The sequence below is a fragment of the Methanofollis formosanus genome (assembly GCF_019633745.1).
In the GTDB taxonomy this organism is placed as follows: Archaea; Halobacteriota; Methanomicrobia; order Methanomicrobiales; family Methanofollaceae; genus Methanofollis; species Methanofollis formosanus.
Genome location: NZ_CP037968.1, coordinates 495380 through 515408 on the forward strand (window position 1 = coordinate 495380; position 20029 = coordinate 515408).

Below are 20029 nucleotides of genomic sequence, written 5' to 3' on the forward strand. Positions count from 1 at the left end.
ATGAATGAACTAATATTCCTGATACTCTTTCCCTGTATAATTGCATTCATCCTGTTATTGTTGCCTAATAACCGGATCAAAGATGCAATCGTTGCATTAGCAGGTCTGGTCATCTCCCTTGGCTCCATCTACCTCTTCGCAACCTCCTTCACCGGAGGGTCGGTTTACTTCTCCTTCCCCTTTGAACCGACGGCGCAGGTGATGTTTGTCATCGAGGTGGCCATCTCCCTCCTGCTGCTGTACCTGGGAATGAAGTTCAAGCAGTACGTTGCTGTCCTGCTCGTACTTGTACAGACCGCCATAACGCTCTACTTTGAGATGACCATGGCCGGCGGACTCGAACCGGTGAAGAACCTCTTCATCGACGAGTTCTCCATCATCATGGCCCTGATCATCGGGATCATCGGGAGCCTTATCGCCGTCTACGCGACCAGTTACATGAACACCTACCACGAGCACCACCCCGAGATACGGGACCGGAGACGGATGTTCTTCTTCGTGGTCTTTGTCTTCCTGGCCGCGATGTTCGGGCTGGTCTTCTCGAACAACCTGCTCTGGGTCTTCTTCTTCTGGGAGATCACGACGCTTTCGTCCTTCCTGCTCATCGGCTATTCCGAGACCGAAGAAGCGACGAACAACGCCTTCCTCGCCCTGAAGTTGAACCTGCTCGGCGGGATCGCCTTTGCGGCTTCGTTCCTGTACCTCGCAACCGTCGACCCTTCAGGCGGGCTCTTCGAACTCGACGCCCTCATCGCCTCGGGTCAGTCCGTCGCGATCATTCCCGCGGTGCTCATCTGCTTCGCAGGCCTGACCAAAGCGGCACAGATGCCCTTCTCCAGTTGGCTGGTCGGCGCGATGGTCGCCCCGACTCCGGTCTCGGCCCTGCTCCACTCGAGCACCATGGTCAAGGCCGGCGTCTACATCATCGTCAGGTTCGCTCCGGTACTCCTGGGCACCCTCGCCGGCGTGGCCCTCGGCATGGTCGGCGCCGTGACCTTCCTGCTCGCCTCGGCCATCGCCATCTCGCAGACCAACGCAAAGAAGGTGCTTGCCTACTCGACCATTGCCAACCTCGGGCTCATCGTTGCGTGTGCCAGCGTCGGGACGCCCGAACTGGTCTGGGCCGCGATCATGCTCATCATCTTCCACGCCGTCGCGAAGTCACTCCTCTTCCTCTGCGTCGGGACGGTCGAACACCGCACCGGCAGCAGGGACATCGAGGACATGGACGGCCTGATCGTCAAGTTCCCCAAGATCGCCGTGATGATCGCCATCGGGATCGCCGGCATGTTCCTCGCACCCTTCGGGATGCTCATCTCCAAGTGGGCCGCAATCGAGGGGTTCATCGACGCACCCTTCGGCATCGTCTTTGTCACCATCCTCGCCTTCGGCAGTGCCGTCACGGTCTTCTTCTGGGCCAAGTGGATGGGTAAAGTCCTCTCGGTGACGCCGTTCGGCGAGAACCTCGAAGGATCGGTCTCCCGTGGCAAGTGGGTGGTCCTCTCCTCGCTCGCCGCACTCACAGTGCTCGCCGCCCTCCTCTTCCCGCTGGTCTCCTCGGTGCTCATCGAGCCCTACGTGCTCGGCGTCTACGGCGAGACGGCGCGGCTTGCACAGGACAACATCATTATCATGCTGCTGATGATCCTCCTCCTGCTCTTCCTCCCGCTCTCCCTGTACACTTCAAGTAAGGAGAGCCGGAAACTGCCGGTCTACATGAGCGGCCGGGCCACGACACCGGACCTCAAGTTCGCCGGGTCTCTCGGCATCCAGCGCGAGATGACCACCAGGAACTACTACTTCGACGAGTACTTCGGCGAGAAGAAACTCCTGCGCCTCGGCGACCCGATCTGCATCCTCCTCATCCTGGCGGCTGCGGCCCTGGTTGCGTGGGGCATGAGCATGGGGGTGGTCATGTGACCTCGATCATCACGGCCATCGCCTTCGTCATCCTCGCCCCCATCCTCGGCGGGCTGGTCGCCGGGATCGACCGGAAGGTCACCGCAAGGATGCAGGGCAGGGTCGGCCCGCCGCTTCTGCAGCCCTTCTACGATGTGGCCAAACTCTTCGAGAAGGAAGACGTCACCGTCACCCCCTCGCAGAACCTCTACATCATAGCCTACCTCGTCTTCATGGTCGTGAGCGGGGCGTACTTCTTCGCCGGAGGCGACTTCCTGCTCGTCATCTTCGCCTTCACCCTGGCCCACGTTTTCATCGTGCTGGGTGCGTACGCCGCCTACTCGCCGTACAGTTACATCGGCGCCGAGCGCGAACTGATCACCCTGATGGCCTACGAACCGATGGTGATCTTCACGGCCGTCGGGCTGTACCTGGTCACCGGCAGTTTCTACATCAGCGAGATCGCCACCTCGACGGTCCCGGCGATCCTGTACCTGCCCGGTGTCTTCCTGGGCTTCCTGACTATCCTGACCATCAAACTGCGCAAGTCGCCCTTCGACATCTCGACCTCGCACCACGCCCACCAGGAACTGGTGAAAGGACTGACCACCGAGTTCGCCGGCCCGGTGCTGGGCAAGGTCGAGATCGCCCACTGGTACGAGAACGTCGTCCTCCTCGGGATGATCTACCTCTTCTTCGGGTTCAACCCGGTGCTGGCCATCGTGGTCATCGCCCTCGCCTACTTCCTGGAGATCTTCATCGACAACACCTTCTCCAGGATGAAGTGGCAGTGGACCATGAAGAGCGGGTGGGGCGTTGCCGCGACCCTGGGGTTCCTAAACCTCGTCATTGTATACTACTTCTATGTGGGGGTCTGAGAGCATGGCATATCTGAAAAAGTCACCCTGGCTGCTCCACTACGACGCGTCCAGCTGCAACGGCTGCGACATCGAGGTGCTCGCCTGCCTCACCCCGCTGTACGACGTGGAGCGCTTCGGGATCATCAATACCGGAAACCCGAAACACGCCGATGTCTTTCTGATCACCGGCGGAATCAACGAGATCAACCGCGAGGTCGTCAAGAACACCTACGAACAGATCCCCGACCCCAAGGTCGTGGTGGCCGTCGGGATCTGCGCCTGCTCCGGCGGCGTCTTCAGGGAGTGCTACAACATGGCCGGCGGCGTCGACCAGGTCATCCCGGTCGACGTCTACGTCCCCGGTTGCGCCGCGAGGCCTGAGTCGATCATCGACGGGGTCGTCAAGGCCCTGGGGATCCTTGAAGAGAAACGGACCGCGATGAAAGAAAAGGAGAAACAGCATGGCAATTGAAGAACAGGTGCTCAAAGAGACCGCCCTCGCAGACCTGCACAAGGAGGTGCAGGTCTACCATAACCGGGGCTTCCGCCTGGTCCAGGTGAGTTGCTCGATGGTCGAGGACTCCTTTGAACTCAGTTACAGCTTTGACAAGGACTACCACTTCGAGAGCCTGCGGGTCATGGTCCCGGCCGGGACGACGGTGAAGAGTATCTCAGGGATCTACTGGGCGGCCTTCATCTACGAGAACGAGATCCACGACTTCTTCGGTCTTGAGTTCGAGGGCATGAGCCTTGACTACAACGGCACGCTCTTCAAGACCGCGAAGAAGTTTCCCTTTGCAAACGTCACCTTCAGGGGGGAGGAACCATGTCAAAAGAAATAGTCGTGCCTTTCGGCCCGCAACACCCGGTGCTCCCCGAACCTCTCCATCTCGACCTCGTCGTCGAGGACGAGAAGGTGAAGGAGGCGATTCCCGGCGTCGGCTATATCCACCGCGGGCTGGAGACGCTGGTGCAGAAGCGGGAATATCCTGAATATGTCTATATCGCCGAGCGGATCTGTGGGATCTGCAGTTTCATCCACGGGATGACCTACTGCCAGGGCATCGAGACGATGATGAACGTCGAGGTGCCGGAGCGTGCCGAGTTCCTGCGGGTGATCTGGTCGGAGTACTCCAGGATGCACTCGCACCTCCTCTGGCTCGGGCTCTTCGCCGACGGCATGGGCTTCGAGAACCTCTTCATGGACGCCTGGCGCCTGCGCGAGCATGTGCTCGACGACATGGAGGCGACGACCGGCGGTCGGGTGATCCAGGGGAGCGCCAAGGTCGGCGGTGTCCGCCGCGATATCAGCAGCGAGAAACTCGACGAGATGGTCACCGGCCTGGAGGGGATCAGGGGCGAACTCAAGGACATGATGGACGTCTTCCTCTTCGACAGTTCGGTGAAGTCCAGGCTCAGAAACATCGGGATGCTCTCCCCCGAGGACGCCTACGAACTCGGCGCGGTGGGCCCGACGCTGCGCGGGAGCAATGTCGCCTCTGATGTCAGGATGAACGGGTACGCCGCCTACGACCGCCTTCACTTCGAACCGGTCGTCGAGGACGGGTGCGACTGCTATGCCAGGTGTGCGGTGCGGGCGAAGGAACTCTTCGCATCCATCGACCTGATCAAGGAAGCGGTCCAGAAGATCCCGGACGGCCCGATCGAGGTGAAGGTGACCGGCAAGCCCGAGGGTGAGTACTTCTCGCGGGCCGAACAGCCGCGCGGCGAGGTGATCCACTATGTCAAGGGCAACGGCACCAGAAACCTTGCCCGCCACCGCGTGCGGACGCCGACGATGGCGAACATCCCGCCCCTGGTCAAGATGCTGCAGGGTTGCGAACTCGCCGATGTGCCGGTGATCACGCTGACCATCGACCCGTGCATCGGGTGCCTGGAGAGGTGAGTGAGAGATGGTCTATTTCAAGATGGCAAAGACGGCGATCAAGTCGCTCATCCACGGCCCGTCCACCATCCGGTACCCGGCCGAACCGGCAAAGCAGTACCCGACTTCACGCGGGCACGTGACCATCGACCCCTCGAAGTGCATCTCCTGCGGGATGTGCATGCGCAAGTGTCCGGCCGATGCGATCTGCGTCAGGCGCGACGAGAAACTCTGGGAGATCGACCTCTTCAAGTGCCACGTCTGCAACTGCTGCGTGGAGGTCTGCCCGGTGCACTGCCTCACGATGGAGACGGAGTACCGCCCGGCTTTCGCCGAGCACGAGGGCGTGCAAGTGGTGAAGATCACCTATGTCAAGCCCGAGAAGAAGGCCGTGAAAAAGCCGGCTGAAGATAAGTCCGAAGAGTAGATGGGGCAAGACTCATCCTATTTTTTTGGCCGCTTCGTCGGCCGCGGATGAGCAGCATCGAAAAATGAAAATATAGGGGTTTTGTGAACAGGAGTTCACTGCTTGGGTTCCTTCGGCTGCTTCTTGCCACCCTTCTTTGCCATGGTGCCTCACCTCCTGTGAGTGCGTTGATCAGAGATTCGTATCTCCGGGTTTAAACCTTGTGTCATATCTTTGCTTAATTCCGCGATCTCCTCGCAATAGGGAGATTTTCCGGGCCATTTCAGGCGTATTTCCAACCCCTCGCACCAGGTCCCGAGGCCACCCGGGAATGGCCTGCAATCCTGGAGAGATCCTGAGAGTGCGGCGCGAGGTGCGGCACCTCCCGGGCTCAGGGCTTCAGATCACCCGCCTCCCACAAAGAAAATGATCTCCAATATTGGCTTTGTAGAATCGGGCATGAACCCTGGGCTCAAGCATACGGGATGAAAATTTTCTGAGTTGCTTTACGGTGTGTGGGCGGGACCCCAATCCTCGCGACAGAACCTTTGGAAGATCTGGTTTCATCGCCGCCCCCCGGTTATCCTCGTCGTGGGGGTCCGGGGGCGGAGCCCCCGGCATAAGGATGAGGGAAGGCGATGGATGAAGGTCACAGGGGAGGTGAGGTGATGAAAAGAGGATGGTTTACCATGAAAATGATCCAGAATACCCTCTCTTCATGTTTGCATGAGAGTCTGAACTCTTTATATCACGTTGAAGCCGATACGCAGAGGATAGAAAATTCCTCTGATGGATCGGCCGCCCCCATCGTCGAGATTTCCCTGCCATCTCGCACCGGGGGATTGCACCCCCCGGACCCCCCACGACGAAGATAGGTGGGGGCGGCGATGGAACGAAGTCTCCACCAGTTCTCCTGTCTTGATAAGAGAGAGAGCACGTGACGAGAAATGTTCATCCCGTATGCTTGAGCCCGAGGCTCATGCCCGATTCTACAGAGCCCCAATATTGGCACTATCGATTTGAATGGAGATCTGGCCGCATAGAACGCCATCGTAACGAATATGCGGAGACCAAAACGCTCTCTAAACTTTCAGGGACTTTGCCTTCCCACCCCTCTCTTCTTCCCGGGGGTCCGTGAAGTGGTGGTCACATATGGTGTCCTGCTCCGAAGGGAGAGCAAGGATTCACAACCCGGAGACCAAGGAGAATTATCATCCCCTATGCTTGAACCCGGGGTTCACGGCGGATTCTACAGAGCCCAAAACTAGTTCATCTCATCAGAGAAAGATCATTCATCACGCTCCGGGCCTTCCGGACGGTTGCATCGTGCCGTCACGGGCTTTCAGTCAGCACACCACACCACCAGCGATCAACAATGTACACCTATATCCCCGGCACTCTGGTTATGATTGCATCACTCGTCATAGCCTCAGTCATCGCCGGCGTCAGCTGGAAACGCCGCGACGCGGCAGGTGCACGGGCGTTTTTCGTCTTCACCCTCGGTGTCCTGGTCTGGTCGCTCGGCGAGGGCTCGGCCCTCCTCCCGCTCGGCCCTGACTGGCAGGTTTTCTGGGTCAAGGCGGCGTTTGTCGGCATCGCCGTGCTGGTCCCGGCATGGATGGCATTTGTCATGCAATATACCGGCAAGGAGCGGACGGTCACCCTGGTCGCGACCATCGCCGCTGCCGTCGTTCCCGCTGCCGCCGCCGTGCTCTCTCTCTCTGAGAGCGTGCCGGTCACCGAACTCATGGAGGGCACCCCGTACCTCCTCGTGATGGCTTCGGTGTATCTCGTCGTCATCATCAGCGTCATCTTTCTGGTGGCGATGCTCCTCGCGGCGCCGGCGACGTACAGACGCCAGATCGGGTTTGTCCTGATGGGCGCCCTCATCCCCTGGGTGGTGGTCCTCTCCCCCCCATTCACGACGTCCCTCCTCGAACCAACCGCCAGTTGGTGTGTCCTCTGCATCATGACCGCCGCCCTCGCCGCCACGGCCGGGGCGCTCAAGGCCGGGCTCTTCGGCACGATCCCCCTCTCCAAGGACCGGTACTTCAACAACCTTACCGACGGCATCTTCGTCCTCGACCCGCAGTTCAGGCTCGTTGAGGCGAACAGAAAGGGCGAGGAGATGGTGCGGCACCATTCGGAAGAACTGACCGGACTGCCGGCGGCCGAGTTCATCAATCATTTCCCTGAACTCCAGAAGGGATACGAAGGTGAATACGAGGCCACCTATATCCAGAGCATGAAAAAGCCGGACGGGAGCACAGAACACTTCGAACTGCGCATCTCTCCCATCACCGACTGGTGCTCCAGGACCACCGGCCACTTTCTCCTGGTCAGGGACATCAGCAGACTCAAGGAGACCGAGGACGCCCTCCGCACGGCCCACAAAAAGGTCTCGATCCTCAGCGAGATCTCGCAGCACGACATCAAAAACCAACTCGAGGTGATCGCCGGGTACGGTGGGGTTCTCGACGATATCACACCCGACGACTCGGATCAGAAGATATACGTCAGGCGGATCCTCGACGCCTCGGAGATTATCGCCGAGCACATCGCTGCCGCCAGGGACTGCCGCGATCTCGGGATCAGGACGCCCGAGTGGCAGTCGGTGGCGGAGGGGGCAGCCAGGGCGGGCAGGATCCTCGAGAACCACGGCGTCGCCCTTGAGGTGGAGGCCGGAGACCTCGAGATCCATGCCGACCCTCTCTTCGAAAAAGTCTTTTACAACCTCTACGAGAATGCCATCAGGCACGGCGGCGGCATCACAACGATGAGGGTGAGCGCTTCGGATGCAGGCGGGCAGGTGGTCATCGTCGTCGAGGACGACGGTAGAGGCGTGGCCACATCAGAGAAAGAAAAGATTTTCGAGAGAGAGTACGGCTCGCACTCGGGCCTCGGCCTCTTCCTGACCCGGGAGATCCTCTCGGCAACCGGCATCTCGATCCGGGAGTGCGGGGTACCCGGGAAGGGGGCGAGGTTTGAGATCCTGGTCCCGCCAGAGAGATCTCGTCGGGCCGACCCTGCGGGAGAAGACGCGGGATAGAGATATATCTGAGAGGGAGGATCAGCAGCATGGGGGGACGCTACGATGGACGAGAAGAGTACACCTGCCGGCGAACAGACCGTCGCCGAAGTGATGGTCGCGGAACTGGCGAGGTGGGGGATCGACCTGTACTTCGGGGTGCCGGGAACCTCGTCGCTCGGGATCATCGACGCCGTCAGGAAGCATCCTGACGCCAGGTTCATCCAGGTGCGGCATGAAGAGAACGCGGCGATGGCCGCGTCGGCCTACCACAAATTGACCGGGAAGGTGGCGGCCTGCGTGACCATCGCAGGGCCGGGGGCGACGAACCTGGCGACCGGGCTCTACGACGCAAAGGAGGACCGGGCCGCGGTCCTGGCCATCAGCGGGCAGGTGGCGGGTCAGTATGTCGGGCCGGGGGGGTTTCAGGAGATCGATCAGGACGCTTTTTTCAGGCCGGTCACGGTCTTCAACAATACGGTTCACGAGAAGACCCGCGCCCTCAAACTCGTCGATATGGCGGTGCGCCGGGCCATCGTGGAGCGAGGCGTCGCTCAACTCTCGGTCCCGAACAATATCCAGAAGGAGGTCCTGGACCCGACCTGCTGCCCGCGGGAGGGGCCGCCGCCGTCGGTCAGGATCGCACCCGACGATACCCAGGTGCGGGAGGCGGCGAGAGCCCTCAACGCCGCCACGCGGCCGGTGATTATCGCCGGGTGGGGCGCACGAGGGGCGACGGAGAGTCTGCTTGCAGTCGCCGGGCGGATCCGGGCCCCGGTCCTCACCACCTACCGGGCCAAGGGACTGGTCCCTGAGGACCATCCCTGGCATCTCGGGGTGCTCGGGAGCGTGGGCACGCCTGCGGCGCGGGAGTGGGCGACCGGGGCCGACCTCATCCTCACCTGCGGGGTCGGGTTCTCCAGTCAGACGCGGGTGCCGGCGGAGACCCCGCTCGTCCAGGTCGATCTCGACCCGGTCAAACTCGGGAAAAACCGGGAGACGATCGCCCTCTGGGGGGACTGCGCCGTCGTGCTCCCGCGTCTTCTGCAGCATCTCGAGGAACGGGAGGAAAACGGGGCGAAGGAGCGGATCGCCGGCCAGAAGGCGGAGTGGCTGGCACAGACGGCGGCCGAGGCCGACCCAACCGCCGTGCCGATCCGCCCGCCCTATATCATGCAGGTGCTCTCTGAGATCCTCCCCGAGGACGCGGTCATTTCCATCGATGTGGGTGAGAACGGATGGTGGTTCGGCCGGAACTTCAGGATGCGACCCCACCAGAAGTTCGTGATGTCCGGGTACCTGGCGACGATGGGCTTCGCCCTCCCGGCGGCGCTGGCCGCCCGACTGGCATACCCGAACCGTCCGGCCGTCTGCATCACCGGCGACGGCGGGTTTACGATGGCGATGGCTGAGTTCCTCACCGCGGTCAAGTACGATCTTCCCGTCACGGTCATCGTCCTCAACAACCATGAACTCGGGATGATCCTGGTGGAGCAGCGGATGGAACATTACCCAAACTTCGGGACCGAACTGCACAACCCCGACTTCGTGGACTATGCACAGGCCTGCGGGGGGCAGGGCTTCAGGGTGGAGCGGCCCGACGATCTGGCCCCTGCCGTCGCGGAGGCGCTTGCCGCAGGCGTCCCGGCGATCGTCGACGTGGAGACCGATCCGAAGCGGTTCTGAGAGGAGGAGAGGGGTTCCGGGAGCAGAGCCCCCGGCACAAGGATGTGGGAAGACACGTCGATCTTGATCAGCCGCCCTCAATCGTTGAATCTTCACCGTCATCTCGCGCCGGGGGGGTTGCCCCACGGACCGAGGATCGGCAGGGGCGGCGATTGAGCAATGTCCTCCGAGTGCGCCGTCGCGATAAGAAACATTCTCTGAACGATTTTCATCCCATATGCTTGGGCCCCATGTTCATGTCCAATTCTCCAGACCCAACAGAAGGGATTTATAGCGAGGGTCGTTCATAGGATGCCGGAGTGGGGGGAGAGCAATGCAGCAGATGTATGCGATCAGGACAGATCCACGGATCGATGCGGTCGCCGTCCCTGAGAACCTGCGGGTCGGCCTGATGGTCGCGGAGCAGAGAAAACGGTGCAGTGCGATGGGGTGTCAGGCCAGGTTCTTTAATTTCGCCTTCGGGCAGTCACCGTTCCCGGTGCCGCCCGAACTGGTGACATCGTTGAAACGGGAGGCCGCACTCGGGCACTATACCGAGGCCGCCGGGACCGGGGAACTGCGCGAAGCGGTGGCCGGGTTTTATGCACGTCATTTTGGAATCCAGACCGATCCCGAGCGGGTCGTCGTGGGCAACGGCTCCAAGGAACTCATCTACATCATCTTCTCGATGATGGAGGCGACCGCGGTGATCCCGTCGCCGGCATGGATCGGGTATGCCCCGATCATCAGGTTGCTCGGCAAGGAGTACAGGACGCTTCCGCCCAGGCCAGAGCGGGGTTATCGGCTCGATCCGGTCGACTTGAAGGCGGTGCTTGCCGCCCACCCAGCCGAGCGCCATATCCTCATCTTCAACAACCCCAACAACCCGACCGGCGCCCTGTACACGAAACAGGAACTGGAGGCGATCGCGGAGGTCTGCCGGGAGTACGGGTGCCTGGTAATCGCCGACGAGATCTACGCGCTCACGACCTACGACTTCGATCGCTTCACCTCGATGGGCACGGTGTACCCTGAGGGGACCTTCGTCACCGGCGGGCTCTCGAAGGACCGTTCGGCGGCGGGGTACCGCCTGGGTACATGCATCCTGCCGGAAGATTGCCCCGAAGAGTTGATCGCCGATTTCACCAAGGTGGCGGCGACGATGTACACCTCGGTCGCCACCCCGGTCCAGTACGCCGCGATCACGGCGTACGCCGAAGATCCGGCGGTCGAGGAGTACATGCAGGCGGCGCGGGGGGTCCACCGCATCATCTGCCGGTATATGAGCAAGGCGGTCTCCACCATCGACGGGGTTATGGCGACGGTGCCGGAGGGCGGGTTCTACTTCCTCGCCGATTTCAACCTCCTTGCCGACGACCTCAGACAGTACGGGGTCACCCGTTCGAACGATCTCAGCACCGCCCTCCTCGCCCATCCGCATCATGTGGCGACGATCGGCGGGGACGCCGTCATGCTCCCGCAGGACCGGTTCGGGATCAGGGTGGCCTGCGTCGACTATGACGGCCGGCGGGCCCTCGATCTGTACCGCGAGGAGCGCCCGGCCACCAGCCTCGACGAGACGGCTTTCGTCCACGAGGTGGCGCCGTTGATGGTCGAGGGCGTCGGGGCGATGCGGCGGTTTGTGGAGGAGGTGCGCAAGGAGGCGCGGTGAGAAATATATCGATTTTTTTGTTCAGGGGCAAAACCTCTTACTGAATATCTCTGCGGGGGGCTAGCCGCCCCCCGGTCCCCCCGCGCGAAGATAGGCGGTGGACGGCATTACGATCTTCATGGCGATTGATTTTGCCTTCCCGGCCCTATCTTCATCCCGGGGGCCCGGGGGCAGAGCCCCCGGCACGAGCATGGGGGAAGGCAGCTGAATCATGCATGAACCAAGAAAAGGTGAGGTTTTCTACAGAGCCCGATGAACATTATTCTGAATGTGTTTCGAGGCGTGGAAAGATCGATTCCCTCTCCTCGCGACAGATCACCCGAAGGATGGAACACGGCCTCCACCAATTCTCCAATCTTGAAAAGAGCGATCAAGCGACGAGACATTTTCATCAGATATGCTTGAAGCGTGCTCTCACTTCATGAGCGATTCTACACAGCCGAGATGCGAGTGATAACGATCAGGAGAAACACAGAGTGTTTCGAGTCGGCCCGCCGCGGCGAGATGGCGGTGAAGATTCTCTGATCAGGGGCGGCACGCCTGATCATCACGCCTTCTCACGCACACCAGGCAAGATCCCCGCCGTGTGGCGACAGGGGGTTGACCGAAGAAGGACAACCTTTTCCATCGGCAGGCAGATACTCGATGCAAGAAGGGTCTATCCCGAGGTACCCCCTATGAACAGACAGAGCATCATCTCTCTCCTTCTCTGCGTCCTGTTCTTCCTCTCTCTAGCCGCAGGGTGCACCGATACCGGCACGAACGCAGTCGGAGGAGAACATCCTCAGCAGGCGGACATTTCCGGGGCACTGGCCGGGTCTGCCGATCGACTCACCATCGAAAAGGCACCGGTCAGGGAGAGCGTCGCCGTCCAGACGATCGTGCCGGTGGCCGGGCAACCGACGGTGACGCAGGTCTTCGAGACGAAGTTCGAGAGGAAGACCTATACGGTCGAGGTGGAGGTGAACGGCAGCGTCTATGCCGGGGCACGGAGCGTCGACAAGGGCCTACCGGCGGGCGCGGGCTGGAACGACCCCACGGTCATGACGGCATACTACCGGCGGTTCATCGACGACCCGGCGATGACGATCTTCTTCGATGATATGGCCAGGGGACTCAGGGCGGTCAAGGCGCGGGAAGGGCTCAATGACGGCGAGTACCTGGAGTTTCTGATCACCTTTGTCCAGCAGATCCCGTACGACCCGAACGCCCCGGCCCATCCCCGCTATCCGGTCGAGGTGGTCCGGGACCGGACCGGCGACTGCGACGAGAAAAGTCTCCTTCTCCTCGGCCTCCTGGCCCACGAGGGGTACGACACCGCCTTCATCCTCTTCCCCGATGAACATCATGCAGCGGCCGGCATCAGGATCAGCACCGGCGGCACCCCGTCTTTCCGGGTCTTCGAGGGGCCTGAAACGGGCAAGTATTTCTACATCGAGAGCACCGAACCGACCTACATCGGGCTTTACACCGAACCTTTCGGGAGTGCGGAGGCGGTCGTTGTCCCTATCGGCGACGGCACCGGTCGCTTCAACCGGGTGAACTACATATCCCGGATCACCGGGACCTATCAGAAGATCGAGGAGCGCCTCCCCTTCATGCATGACAGGATGGAGGAATGGGAAGACGAGATCAGAGAGATGGAGAGGAAACTCACCGGCGGGACCTATGAGTCTCGTGCAGAGTGGGACCGGGACCATCAGGCTTATCTCAAACTCATCGATGAGCACAACGACTATGTCGAGAAGTACAACACCTATCTCGAGGTCTACCACTACATCGCCGAGCACCCTTACGACATCGAGGGGGTGTACCGTCACATCGACAATTCGGGTGTGGAAGATATCAGGATCTGAAGAGCAGTTCCGGTCCGCACCCTCCTTTCATATAGTACATACGATATCTCCTGCGGAGGTATCGAGGAATGGAAAACCCTATTGTAGAGATCGGATTCGACGTCTTTCCGAAGAGACATACCTGTGACGGCGAGGACATTTCACCAGAAATCCATATTTCCCGGTTGGCGTCGCCCTACTTCGCGATCATTCTCACAGACCCCGGTGCAAAGGTCGATCACTGGCTCATCTGGAATATCCCGGCAACAGACCTGATCCCTGAAGGGATTCCCGGGATGCCGGATGTTTCGTCCCCTATCTCTGCACGGCAGGGAAAAAACGACCTCGGGAAGATCGGGTACAGCGGGCCGTGCCTGCCCGAGGGAGCGGCCCATGAGTATTACTTCAATCTCTACGGCACCGACGCACCGCTCGACCTTCCCGGCGGCGCGAGCGGAGCGGAGTTGAAGGAGGCGCTCAAGGGGCATACCATCCAGTACAGCGGAAGCACGGTGGCAGGGTATCGCCGAGAGGTACCGGAACTGAGGGCGCGGTGAAGAGGGAGGGGCGGGCCTTCGGGGCCCCGTGTCTTCTTCAGATCCTGAGCCCCTCTGGAAGGCGAGAAAAGAAACGGCTATGTCTTCTCCTCGGCATGGGCGCCGACGATGACCGACACAAACCCGACAACTCCTATGACCCCCGAGAACTGTGCGTGGAAATCGAAGAAGAAGACAGCCATAATGAGGAGCCAGGTGCCAAAGATAATCCAGTCGTTTCGCATGGACTCAGTCAAACTATTCCGTGTATTAATATCGCATAATTTTTCTGGTTGGATTACCATGAGGTCATCCCAAAACTTTCCGGGCTTGATATGTGACCTGAAGATGTGTTTCTGAAGTACGGCATCGTTCACGAGATTGCCGCCGCCCCTCCCCTATCTTCGTTGTAGGGGGTCCGGAGGGTCTCCCCCCGGCGGGAGAGAGCACAGGATACTTTTGGGATATGCTCCATGAAAATGATCCTGAAGATCACCTCTTTCGGTTTGCATGAGAATTCGCACTCACCAGATCTCGTTGAAGTTAATACGCAGAGGATAAAAAAATTCTTCAGAGTGATCAGCCGCCCCCAATCGTCGAATCTTCACCTCCCGGACCCCCCACGACGGGGATAGATGGGGGCGGCGATTGAACGAGATCCTCACCGGTTCTTTGGTCTTGAAAAAGAGAGAGCAAGCGACGAGAAATTTTCATCCAGTATGCTTGAGGTGTGCGTTCGCTTCATAAGCCATTCTCTGCGATGAATCATAGTCTGCGGCCGGACAGGAGAGAGAGCGAGGTCCCGGGCATGGGGAGGGGGCGGCGCGGGATCCAGGATTCCAGACCCATAAATAAAGCATCCTATCTGTTCTACCCGATCAGAATCCAGAGAAATTAAAAAAACTGATAACCCGCGAGACTCCATCTTCACCCGGAGATATCCGATGAGCGCGATACTTGAGGTGCACAATCTCACGAAGGTCTACGGGGAGACCAGAGCAGTGGACGAAATAACATTGTCCGTCAAACAGGGTTCGCTCTTCGGGCTGCTCGGCCCCAACGGTTCGGGGAAGAGCACGATGATCAAGATGCTGACCGGGCAGATCAGGCCGACGGCGGGATCGGCGACGGTCCTCGGTCTCGATGTGGAGAAAGATCCGGTCGGCGTGCGGTCGCAGGTGGGGATCATCCCCGAGCAGGAGACGCCGCCCAGTTTCCTCACCGCAGAGGAGTACCTGGACTTTGTCGGGAAAGTCAGAGCGATCCCCGACATTGAGGAGCAGAAAGCATGGTGGTTTGAGTTCCTGGAGTTCGGGGACAAACGCACCGTACTCTGCAAGGACCTCTCGCGGGGCACCAGGCAGAAACTGATGTTTGCCCAGGCATTTCTCCACAGGCCGGTCCTCGCCCTCATCGACGAACCGCTCATCAACTTCGACCCCATCATGCAGGAGAAGGTGAAGGACTATCTGGGGGCATATGTGAAGGAGGGCAACACCGTCTTCATCTCCACCCACATTCTCGAGATCGCCGAGGAGATCTGTTCGGATTTCGCCGTCCTCCATACCGGAAAACTCCTCGCCACCGGCGGGATCTCCGAGGTCACGGAGAGCGGTCGGCACCTCGGCGAGTACTTCCTCTCGCTCGTCAGGACGGGTGTCCATGCTTGAACTCTTCAGGGCCATGATGAAAGAGGAGTGGCGTATCCACTCCACGATGTTCGGGAGCCTGAGCTTTGCCCTCTATCCGGTGCTGATCTGCGCCATCGCCTTCATGGGTTCGTTCCTCCTCCCCTACCTCGAACCCATCCTCCCCTTCGGAGACTTCGCCCTTGTCATCCACGCGGTCTTCCTCCTCCTCGGCCTCATGGTCGGTGCATTCGGGCTCCTGATGAACGAGGTGATGGAGAGGAGGTTCGGGCAGTCGAGCAGTCTTGCCTATTCGGCGCGGATCTTCCCTCTGTCTGAGCGGTTCATCTTCCTGAACTTCGTCGTGAAGGACACGGTCTACTACATCCTCCTCTGGGTGCTCCCCTTCGTCCTGGGGTTCGCGCTCGCCGCACCCTCGGTCGGCGTCCCGTTCGAGACAGTGCTCCTCCTCCTGCTCACCCTCTCCCTCTCGTTCCTCACCGGGCTCTCGGCCGCGTTCTTCTTCTCGATGATCTACACCCGCTCGAAGCGTCTCCTTGCACTCGTCTGCGTCCTCTTCCTCGGCACGGGAGCGGCGGCATCGGTGACCATCGGCGCCGGTCCCGAAGTGCTCTTCCTCCCGCTAACACTCTTCCACGCCTTCTCATGGTGGACGCTCCTCGCCGCGTGTGTTGAGATCCTCATCCTCAGCGCGGCCGCCATCGCGCTCCTCACTCCCGAATCGGCCGCGACGACGAAATACTACCGCAACCGACTCGCACCCCTGGCAAACCGGTTGTCCCCCTTCCCGTACCCCGTCCTCGCCGCAAAGGACATCATCGATCTCTCCCGGAGCGGCAGCGCCGTCGGGCAGACCATCTTCTCCTTCCTCGTCCCGCTCGGACTCATCTGGTGTTTTCTCTCGGTGCTTGGCGGTTTCCTCCCGCAGCACAGCATCCTCCTCCTCTTTGCGATCATCACCGGCGTGGTCGCCTCGACGATGTACGTCTGGCTCACCATGTTCGACTCCTTCGGCCCATACGCCTGCCTCCCGGTGAGCGTCGCCATGGTCATAAAAAGCAAGGTCTGCAGTTTTGCCGTGCTGCAGATGATCCCGATCGCCCTCATCGCCCTCCTTACCCTGGCGATCGGGTCAGAGGTCTATCTCCTGCCCGCACTCATCCTCTGCTCTTCGGTCTCATGCTACGGACTGGCGGTGACAGTTTTCCTGACCGGACTCTCGCCGAATGTCCTCCTCTATGACACCAGGGTTCTCGCCTTCTATCTCCTGGCGCTCGGCCTGCCGGTCTTCCTCCTCATCGTTCTCTCCTTCATGAACCCCTGGTACGTGACGGCGTCGGTGCTCCTCCTCATACCGGCGCGGTGGCTCGTGCAGCGGGGATATCGGAAGTGGGAAGGGAGAGAGCAGATGACGTTCTGAGAATAAAAATTGGACTTTATAGGTCTCTCCTACCTCCCCCTTTCATCCCGATTGCGATGACGTTCGTCCAGTGCGCGAAGAATAATATCCGAGAGAGTCTCACCGATCGCCGTTGCACGGGGCTTTATAATGGGAGGGGGAGATCCTTCTTCCTTACTCGCCCCGGGAGTGTCATGGCGGACAGAGGAGACAGGAGCACACCTCCCCTCTTCAGGATTCATTTCACACCGCCGGACATACAGAGGTTGCCGCGCAATCGAGTCATGATCCACCCTGCGACACAACAGCATAAAAGATATTCTATTTGCATCATCTGGAATTCGGAGTGTTCATATCGAGTATCGGTCAATTTTGTATTGTGCCGGCAAACGACGACAAAAGAGGACAGATATCAGGAAGACTGCCCCTCCATCTCTACCGCTGGCTGGAGGGAATGGTCTGCGATTCGGAACACCCGGATCGGAACTATCCAAACCTGAACCAGGCGCTCATCGGTGAACTGACAAAGGCAAAAACGCTCTCCGAAATTTCCATGGATATAGAGGACCTGAAGAGAAGAGTCGAAGCACTTGAGAAGGCGATGGAAGAGATCAGATCATAACTCGACTCTGTAGAATTTTGCATGAATCCCTGGCTCAAGCATACGGGATGAAAATTTCTCGTCGTTTGATCGCTCTCTCTATTCAAGACAGGAGAATCTGGGGGGATCGTGTTCCATCGCCGCCCCCACCTATCTTCGTCGTGGGGGTCCGAGGTTTCCCCCGGCGCGAGATTGCGGGAAAGATTTGACGATTCGGGGCGGCCGATCCATCAGAGGAATTTTCTATCCTCTGCGTATAGGCTTCAAAGGGATATGGCGAGTTCAAACTCTCATGAAAACCTGAAGAGAGGATCGTCAGGATCATTTTCATGGTAATTTTGCATGAACCTTCGTTTCAAGCATACGCGATGAAAATTACTCCAAGCAGCGTTTCAGGGGGTGTGGGGATCCCTACCTCGCGACAGGGCATCTTGAAGATCTGGTTTCATCGCCGCCCCCGGGCTATCTTCATCCGTGAGGGGTTCTGGGGGCAACGCCTCCCGCTAAGATACCCGTCAAGATGATTTCATCAACGTCGACATTCCAGAGATTGTCACCGCCAATCACGTTCACACGCGGAAAGAGTGAGGGCTTTTAAAAAGCCCCTTAAGGAGAACTGACGCCATCCTGACTCATCACGGTGACAAAAGCCTGTAGGGAATCCACAATAACAAAGAGCATATCCCAAAACTCCTCCGGGGTGGCCCTCTCCTCGAACCGAAGCGCTTCCTTCCAGAAAATTGGCGGGGGATCGCATCCGGTCTTCACGATCATCGCTCTGCCTTCCCGCTCCAATCGCAATCCCGGGGGTCCGGGGTGCTAGCCCCCGGCGCGATGGTGTGGGAAGGCATGAATGCAGGGGTGCTCAACGAAAAGGGGAGGATATTTTCTCCACATCCACCGTTATCTTCTGAGAGGTGGAGGACTGAAGAGTTTTGGGATGACCTCACAGAAAAATACCAGATCAATATTCGCGCTCTGGAAAAACCAAAATCAAAACTCTAGAATCCAAAAAAACCTGAAAAAAATTCAAAAAATAAGTTCACCGATCAAGGATGAATAAGAAGTGCGCCGACCGGGACTCGAACCCGGGTTTAGGCGTTGGCAACGCCTAGTGATGACCACTACACTATCGGCGCTCTGCTGGTGTTGTATCACCGCAGTGCTCTACAATATTTGCTATACTCACATATAAGGGTTTTCCAGGTCGAGGGGGCCCGAGGGGGGCGTCGACCCCTGAGGTCCACTCATGGGTGGCCGCCACTGCCATCCTGTCGATCTCCCAAATGACGGATATTCGCCGCGGGCATGGAGTGCAGAGCGCCGGATCGTCGCGACAATTGGAGATATTTTCAGCAAATGCGGGCGGAGATCATTTTTTCTTCATCGCCGATCCGGTGACTCCTCCCCGACTCACACCCCGCCGCAGACCGAAGAGAGGAGGTCAGGGGCGCCCGGCACCGCGCAGAGCGAGAGCGTCGGCGATGATCACGGTGGCAAAGAGGCGCGCCACCCCACCTGCGACAAAAAAAGGTGTGACCATCTCAGGCCTCAGGCACCTCGGAACCCTCCGGGGCCGCGAGGAGATCATGTTCCGGGCTGAACTCTCTGAGGACGAGGAGGGCATAGTACCGGAAGAACGTCACGAACGGCACCTGCACCAGAAGGAGAAGGGGGATTGCGATGAGCATGCCGATGACCAGGAGGAGGATGAAGAGCGCGAGGGCCGCGTCCCCCACGAGAGCCATCGCAAGGAGCGCGATGCCGCCAAGGGGGATGCCGACGATGAGCAGGACCAGGAGCACCAGGATGAACATCGCGATCCCGACGACGATGCCGAGGACGAACCTGGTGATCAGATACACCGCCGCGTTTTTCAGGTCGGCGACGAGGAAACCCCAGACTTTTTTCCACCCTGCGATGACCCCGCAGTCCTCGGCGACCATCACCGGAACGACGAAGTCGGTCGTGAAGAGAAAGACCACGCCGAAGAGGATGGCGAGGAGGAGGATAGCCGGGATGAGAACGATCAACCCGACAAGGATGGACGCATTCCCAACCGTCGCGGCCGGCACGATGAAGAGCATAACGAGGAGAACCATGGCCGCGATGAGGAGAAGAATGAGCAGGAGCTGGAAAAGAAAGAGGCGCAGACCTTTCCCGGTTCGCATCCCGAAGGTACGGGAGAGCGAGATCTCTCCCGAACTGAGGCAATCGACAAAGACGAACTGGAAGACCGACCCGAGATAGAGAAAGAGGAGACTCAGGAGAAGGACGGCCCCGACGATCAGGAGAATGGTCGGGTCTGAAAGCCCGAGATCGGCCGGAACCGCGGCCTGATCGAATTGGTCGGCACCTCCAAAGTTGTAGGAGAATGGGTTGAAACCACCGGCCCCCCCGATGAAGAGGGCGATGACGGCGAGCCTCAGCCAGACTCCCGCGTTGAACGGCCAGAGCAGGGACTTTGTCCGCGAAATGGCCGCGTCGATGGCGCTGAAAGCATACAGGTCATTACTCATGCCCATGGGTGGGGAGACGGACGATATATAGCAGGCGGCCCTCCGGTGCTACGATCGAGAGTGCCGGATAATACA

At 59.5% G+C, this 20029-nt stretch carries 18 protein-coding genes and 1 tRNA gene; 15 read left to right on the top strand and 4 right to left on the bottom strand.

Annotation, left to right across the window (positions count from 1 at the left end; translation table 11 throughout):
* Nucleotides 1-57 precede the first annotated feature (57 nt).
* The 11 genes from E2N92_RS02155 (at nt 58) to E2N92_RS02205 (ending at nt 13807) form a co-directional block, all read left to right on the top strand.
* On the top strand, nt 58-1920 hold the full coding sequence (locus E2N92_RS02155) for an NADH-quinone oxidoreductase subunit 5 family protein (RefSeq protein WP_343222853.1): 1863 nt from the start codon (nt 58-60) through the stop codon (nt 1918-1920).
* Complete coding sequence (locus tag E2N92_RS02160) at nt 1917-2777, top strand: respiratory chain complex I subunit 1 family protein (RefSeq protein WP_220682066.1); 861 nt, start codon at nt 1917-1919, stop codon at nt 2775-2777. The genes E2N92_RS02155 and E2N92_RS02160 overlap by 4 nt, the downstream gene beginning before the upstream one ends.
* A gap of 4 nt (nt 2778-2781) precedes the next feature.
* Nucleotides 2782-3231 carry an NADH-quinone oxidoreductase subunit B family protein gene (locus E2N92_RS02165; protein ID WP_220682067.1) on the top strand — a complete coding sequence of 150 codons (450 nt, stop codon included), beginning with the start codon at nt 2782-2784 and terminating at the stop codon, nt 3229-3231.
* Nucleotides 3221-3601: an NADH-quinone oxidoreductase subunit C gene (locus E2N92_RS02170; RefSeq protein ID WP_220682068.1), complete on the top strand. Its 381-nt coding sequence runs from the start codon at nt 3221-3223 to the stop codon at nt 3599-3601. Before E2N92_RS02165 ends, E2N92_RS02170 begins: the two co-directional genes overlap by 11 nt.
* Nucleotides 3586-4665 carry a hydrogenase large subunit gene (locus tag E2N92_RS02175; protein WP_220682069.1) on the top strand — a complete coding sequence of 360 codons (1080 nt, stop codon included), beginning with the start codon at nt 3586-3588 and terminating at the stop codon, nt 4663-4665. Before E2N92_RS02170 ends, E2N92_RS02175 begins: the two co-directional genes overlap by 16 nt.
* A 7-nt stretch (nt 4666-4672) precedes the next feature.
* A complete protein-coding gene (locus E2N92_RS02180; RefSeq protein WP_220682070.1) occupies nt 4673-5071 on the top strand; it encodes a 4Fe-4S binding protein in 399 nt (132 codons plus the stop codon).
* A 1384-nt stretch (nt 5072-6455) separates the two neighbouring features.
* Nucleotides 6456-8099, top strand: a complete 1644-nt coding sequence (locus tag E2N92_RS02185; RefSeq protein WP_220682071.1) for a histidine kinase N-terminal 7TM domain-containing protein — start codon at nt 6456-6458, stop codon at nt 8097-8099.
* Nucleotides 8100-8144: 45 nt separating this feature from the next.
* Entirely contained in the window at nt 8145-9764 is a 1620-nt protein-coding gene (locus E2N92_RS02190; RefSeq protein ID WP_220682072.1) for a thiamine pyrophosphate-binding protein, read from the top strand.
* 313 nt (nt 9765-10077) lie between these two features.
* Complete coding sequence (locus tag E2N92_RS02195; protein WP_220682073.1) at nt 10078-11415, top strand: pyridoxal phosphate-dependent aminotransferase; 1338 nt, start codon at nt 10078-10080, stop codon at nt 11413-11415.
* Nucleotides 11416-12092: 677 nt separating this feature from the next.
* Nucleotides 12093-13271 carry a hypothetical protein gene (locus tag E2N92_RS02200; RefSeq protein ID WP_220682074.1) on the top strand — a complete coding sequence of 393 codons (1179 nt, stop codon included), beginning with the start codon at nt 12093-12095 and terminating at the stop codon, nt 13269-13271.
* A 68-nt stretch (nt 13272-13339) separates the two neighbouring features.
* On the top strand, nt 13340-13807 hold the full coding sequence (locus tag E2N92_RS02205) for a YbhB/YbcL family Raf kinase inhibitor-like protein (RefSeq protein ID WP_220682075.1): 468 nt from the start codon (nt 13340-13342) through the stop codon (nt 13805-13807).
* A gap of 77 nt (nt 13808-13884) precedes the next feature.
* On the opposite strand, the gene E2N92_RS02210 is transcribed toward E2N92_RS02205, so the two are convergent.
* The gene (locus E2N92_RS02210; RefSeq protein WP_220682076.1) at nt 13885-14031 is read right to left on the bottom strand and encodes a hypothetical protein; all 147 of its coding nucleotides are present in this window, start codon (nt 14029-14031) and stop codon (nt 13885-13887) included.
* Nucleotides 14032-14730: 699 nt separating this feature from the next.
* On the opposite strand from E2N92_RS02210, the gene E2N92_RS02215 reads away from it, so the two are divergent.
* The 3 genes from E2N92_RS02215 to E2N92_RS02225 all read left to right on the top strand — a co-directional run bounded on the left by E2N92_RS02215 (nt 14731) and on the right by E2N92_RS02225 (nt 17456).
* The gene (locus E2N92_RS02215) at nt 14731-15456 is read left to right on the top strand and encodes an ABC transporter ATP-binding protein (RefSeq protein ID WP_220682077.1); all 726 of its coding nucleotides are present in this window, start codon (nt 14731-14733) and stop codon (nt 15454-15456) included.
* On the top strand, nt 15449-16855 hold the full coding sequence (locus E2N92_RS02220; RefSeq protein WP_220682078.1) for a hypothetical protein: 1407 nt from the start codon (nt 15449-15451) through the stop codon (nt 16853-16855). Before E2N92_RS02215 ends, E2N92_RS02220 begins: the two co-directional genes overlap by 8 nt.
* Nucleotides 16856-17213: 358 nt before the next feature.
* Entirely contained in the window at nt 17214-17456 is a 243-nt protein-coding gene (locus tag E2N92_RS02225) for a hypothetical protein (protein WP_246589284.1), read from the top strand.
* Nucleotides 17457-18041: 585 nt separating this feature from the next.
* Here the strand turns inward: E2N92_RS02225 and E2N92_RS02230 are convergent.
* Nucleotides 18042-18209 (bottom strand): hypothetical protein, encoded by a 168-nt coding sequence (locus E2N92_RS02230; protein ID WP_220682079.1) that lies wholly within the window; start codon nt 18207-18209, stop codon nt 18042-18044.
* A 75-nt stretch (nt 18210-18284) separates the two neighbouring features.
* On the opposite strand from E2N92_RS02230, the gene E2N92_RS02235 reads away from it, so the two are divergent.
* Entirely contained in the window at nt 18285-18440 is a 156-nt protein-coding gene (locus E2N92_RS02235; RefSeq protein WP_220682080.1) for a hypothetical protein, read from the top strand.
* 62 nt (nt 18441-18502) lie between these two features.
* Here the strand turns inward: E2N92_RS02235 and E2N92_RS02240 are convergent.
* Both E2N92_RS02240 and E2N92_RS02245 read right to left on the bottom strand, forming a co-directional pair.
* Nucleotides 18503-18574, bottom strand: a tRNA-Gly gene (locus E2N92_RS02240).
* Nucleotides 18575-18979: 405 nt separating this feature from the next.
* Nucleotides 18980-19954, bottom strand: a complete 975-nt coding sequence (locus tag E2N92_RS02245; RefSeq protein ID WP_220682081.1) for a DUF7544 domain-containing protein — start codon at nt 19952-19954, stop codon at nt 18980-18982.
* Nucleotides 19955-20029: the final 75 nt, after the last annotated feature.

Bases quoted from the DNA above. Each gene is read 5' to 3' on its own strand.
- E2N92_RS02215 (WP_220682077.1), top strand. From the start codon at position 14,731: ATGAGCGCGATACTTGAGGTGCACAATCTCACGAAGGTCTACGGGGAG.
- E2N92_RS02195 (WP_220682073.1), top strand. From the start codon at position 10,078: ATGCAGCAGATGTATGCGATCAGGACAGATCCACGGATCGATGCGGTC.
- E2N92_RS02180 (WP_220682070.1), top strand. From the start codon at position 4,673: ATGGTCTATTTCAAGATGGCAAAGACGGCGATCAAGTCGCTCATCCAC.
- E2N92_RS02190 (WP_220682072.1), top strand. From the start codon at position 8,145: ATGGACGAGAAGAGTACACCTGCCGGCGAACAGACCGTCGCCGAAGTG.
- E2N92_RS02205 (WP_220682075.1), top strand. From the start codon at position 13,340: ATGGAAAACCCTATTGTAGAGATCGGATTCGACGTCTTTCCGAAGAGA.
- E2N92_RS02230 (WP_220682079.1), bottom strand. From the start codon at position 18,209: ATGATCGTGAAGACCGGATGCGATCCCCCGCCAATTTTCTGGAAGGAA.
- E2N92_RS02200 (WP_220682074.1), top strand. From the start codon at position 12,093: ATGAACAGACAGAGCATCATCTCTCTCCTTCTCTGCGTCCTGTTCTTC.
- E2N92_RS02165 (WP_220682067.1), top strand. From the start codon at position 2,782: ATGGCATATCTGAAAAAGTCACCCTGGCTGCTCCACTACGACGCGTCC.
- E2N92_RS02235 (WP_220682080.1), top strand. From the start codon at position 18,285: ATGAATGCAGGGGTGCTCAACGAAAAGGGGAGGATATTTTCTCCACAT.
- E2N92_RS02245 (WP_220682081.1), bottom strand. From the start codon at position 19,954: ATGAGTAATGACCTGTATGCTTTCAGCGCCATCGACGCGGCCATTTCG.
- E2N92_RS02220 (WP_220682078.1), top strand. From the start codon at position 15,449: ATGCTTGAACTCTTCAGGGCCATGATGAAAGAGGAGTGGCGTATCCAC.
- E2N92_RS02170 (WP_220682068.1), top strand. From the start codon at position 3,221: ATGGCAATTGAAGAACAGGTGCTCAAAGAGACCGCCCTCGCAGACCTG.
- E2N92_RS02210 (WP_220682076.1), bottom strand. From the start codon at position 14,031: ATGCGAAACGACTGGATTATCTTTGGCACCTGGCTCCTCATTATGGCT.
- E2N92_RS02185 (WP_220682071.1), top strand. From the start codon at position 6,456: ATGATTGCATCACTCGTCATAGCCTCAGTCATCGCCGGCGTCAGCTGG.
- E2N92_RS02175 (WP_220682069.1), top strand. From the start codon at position 3,586: ATGTCAAAAGAAATAGTCGTGCCTTTCGGCCCGCAACACCCGGTGCTC.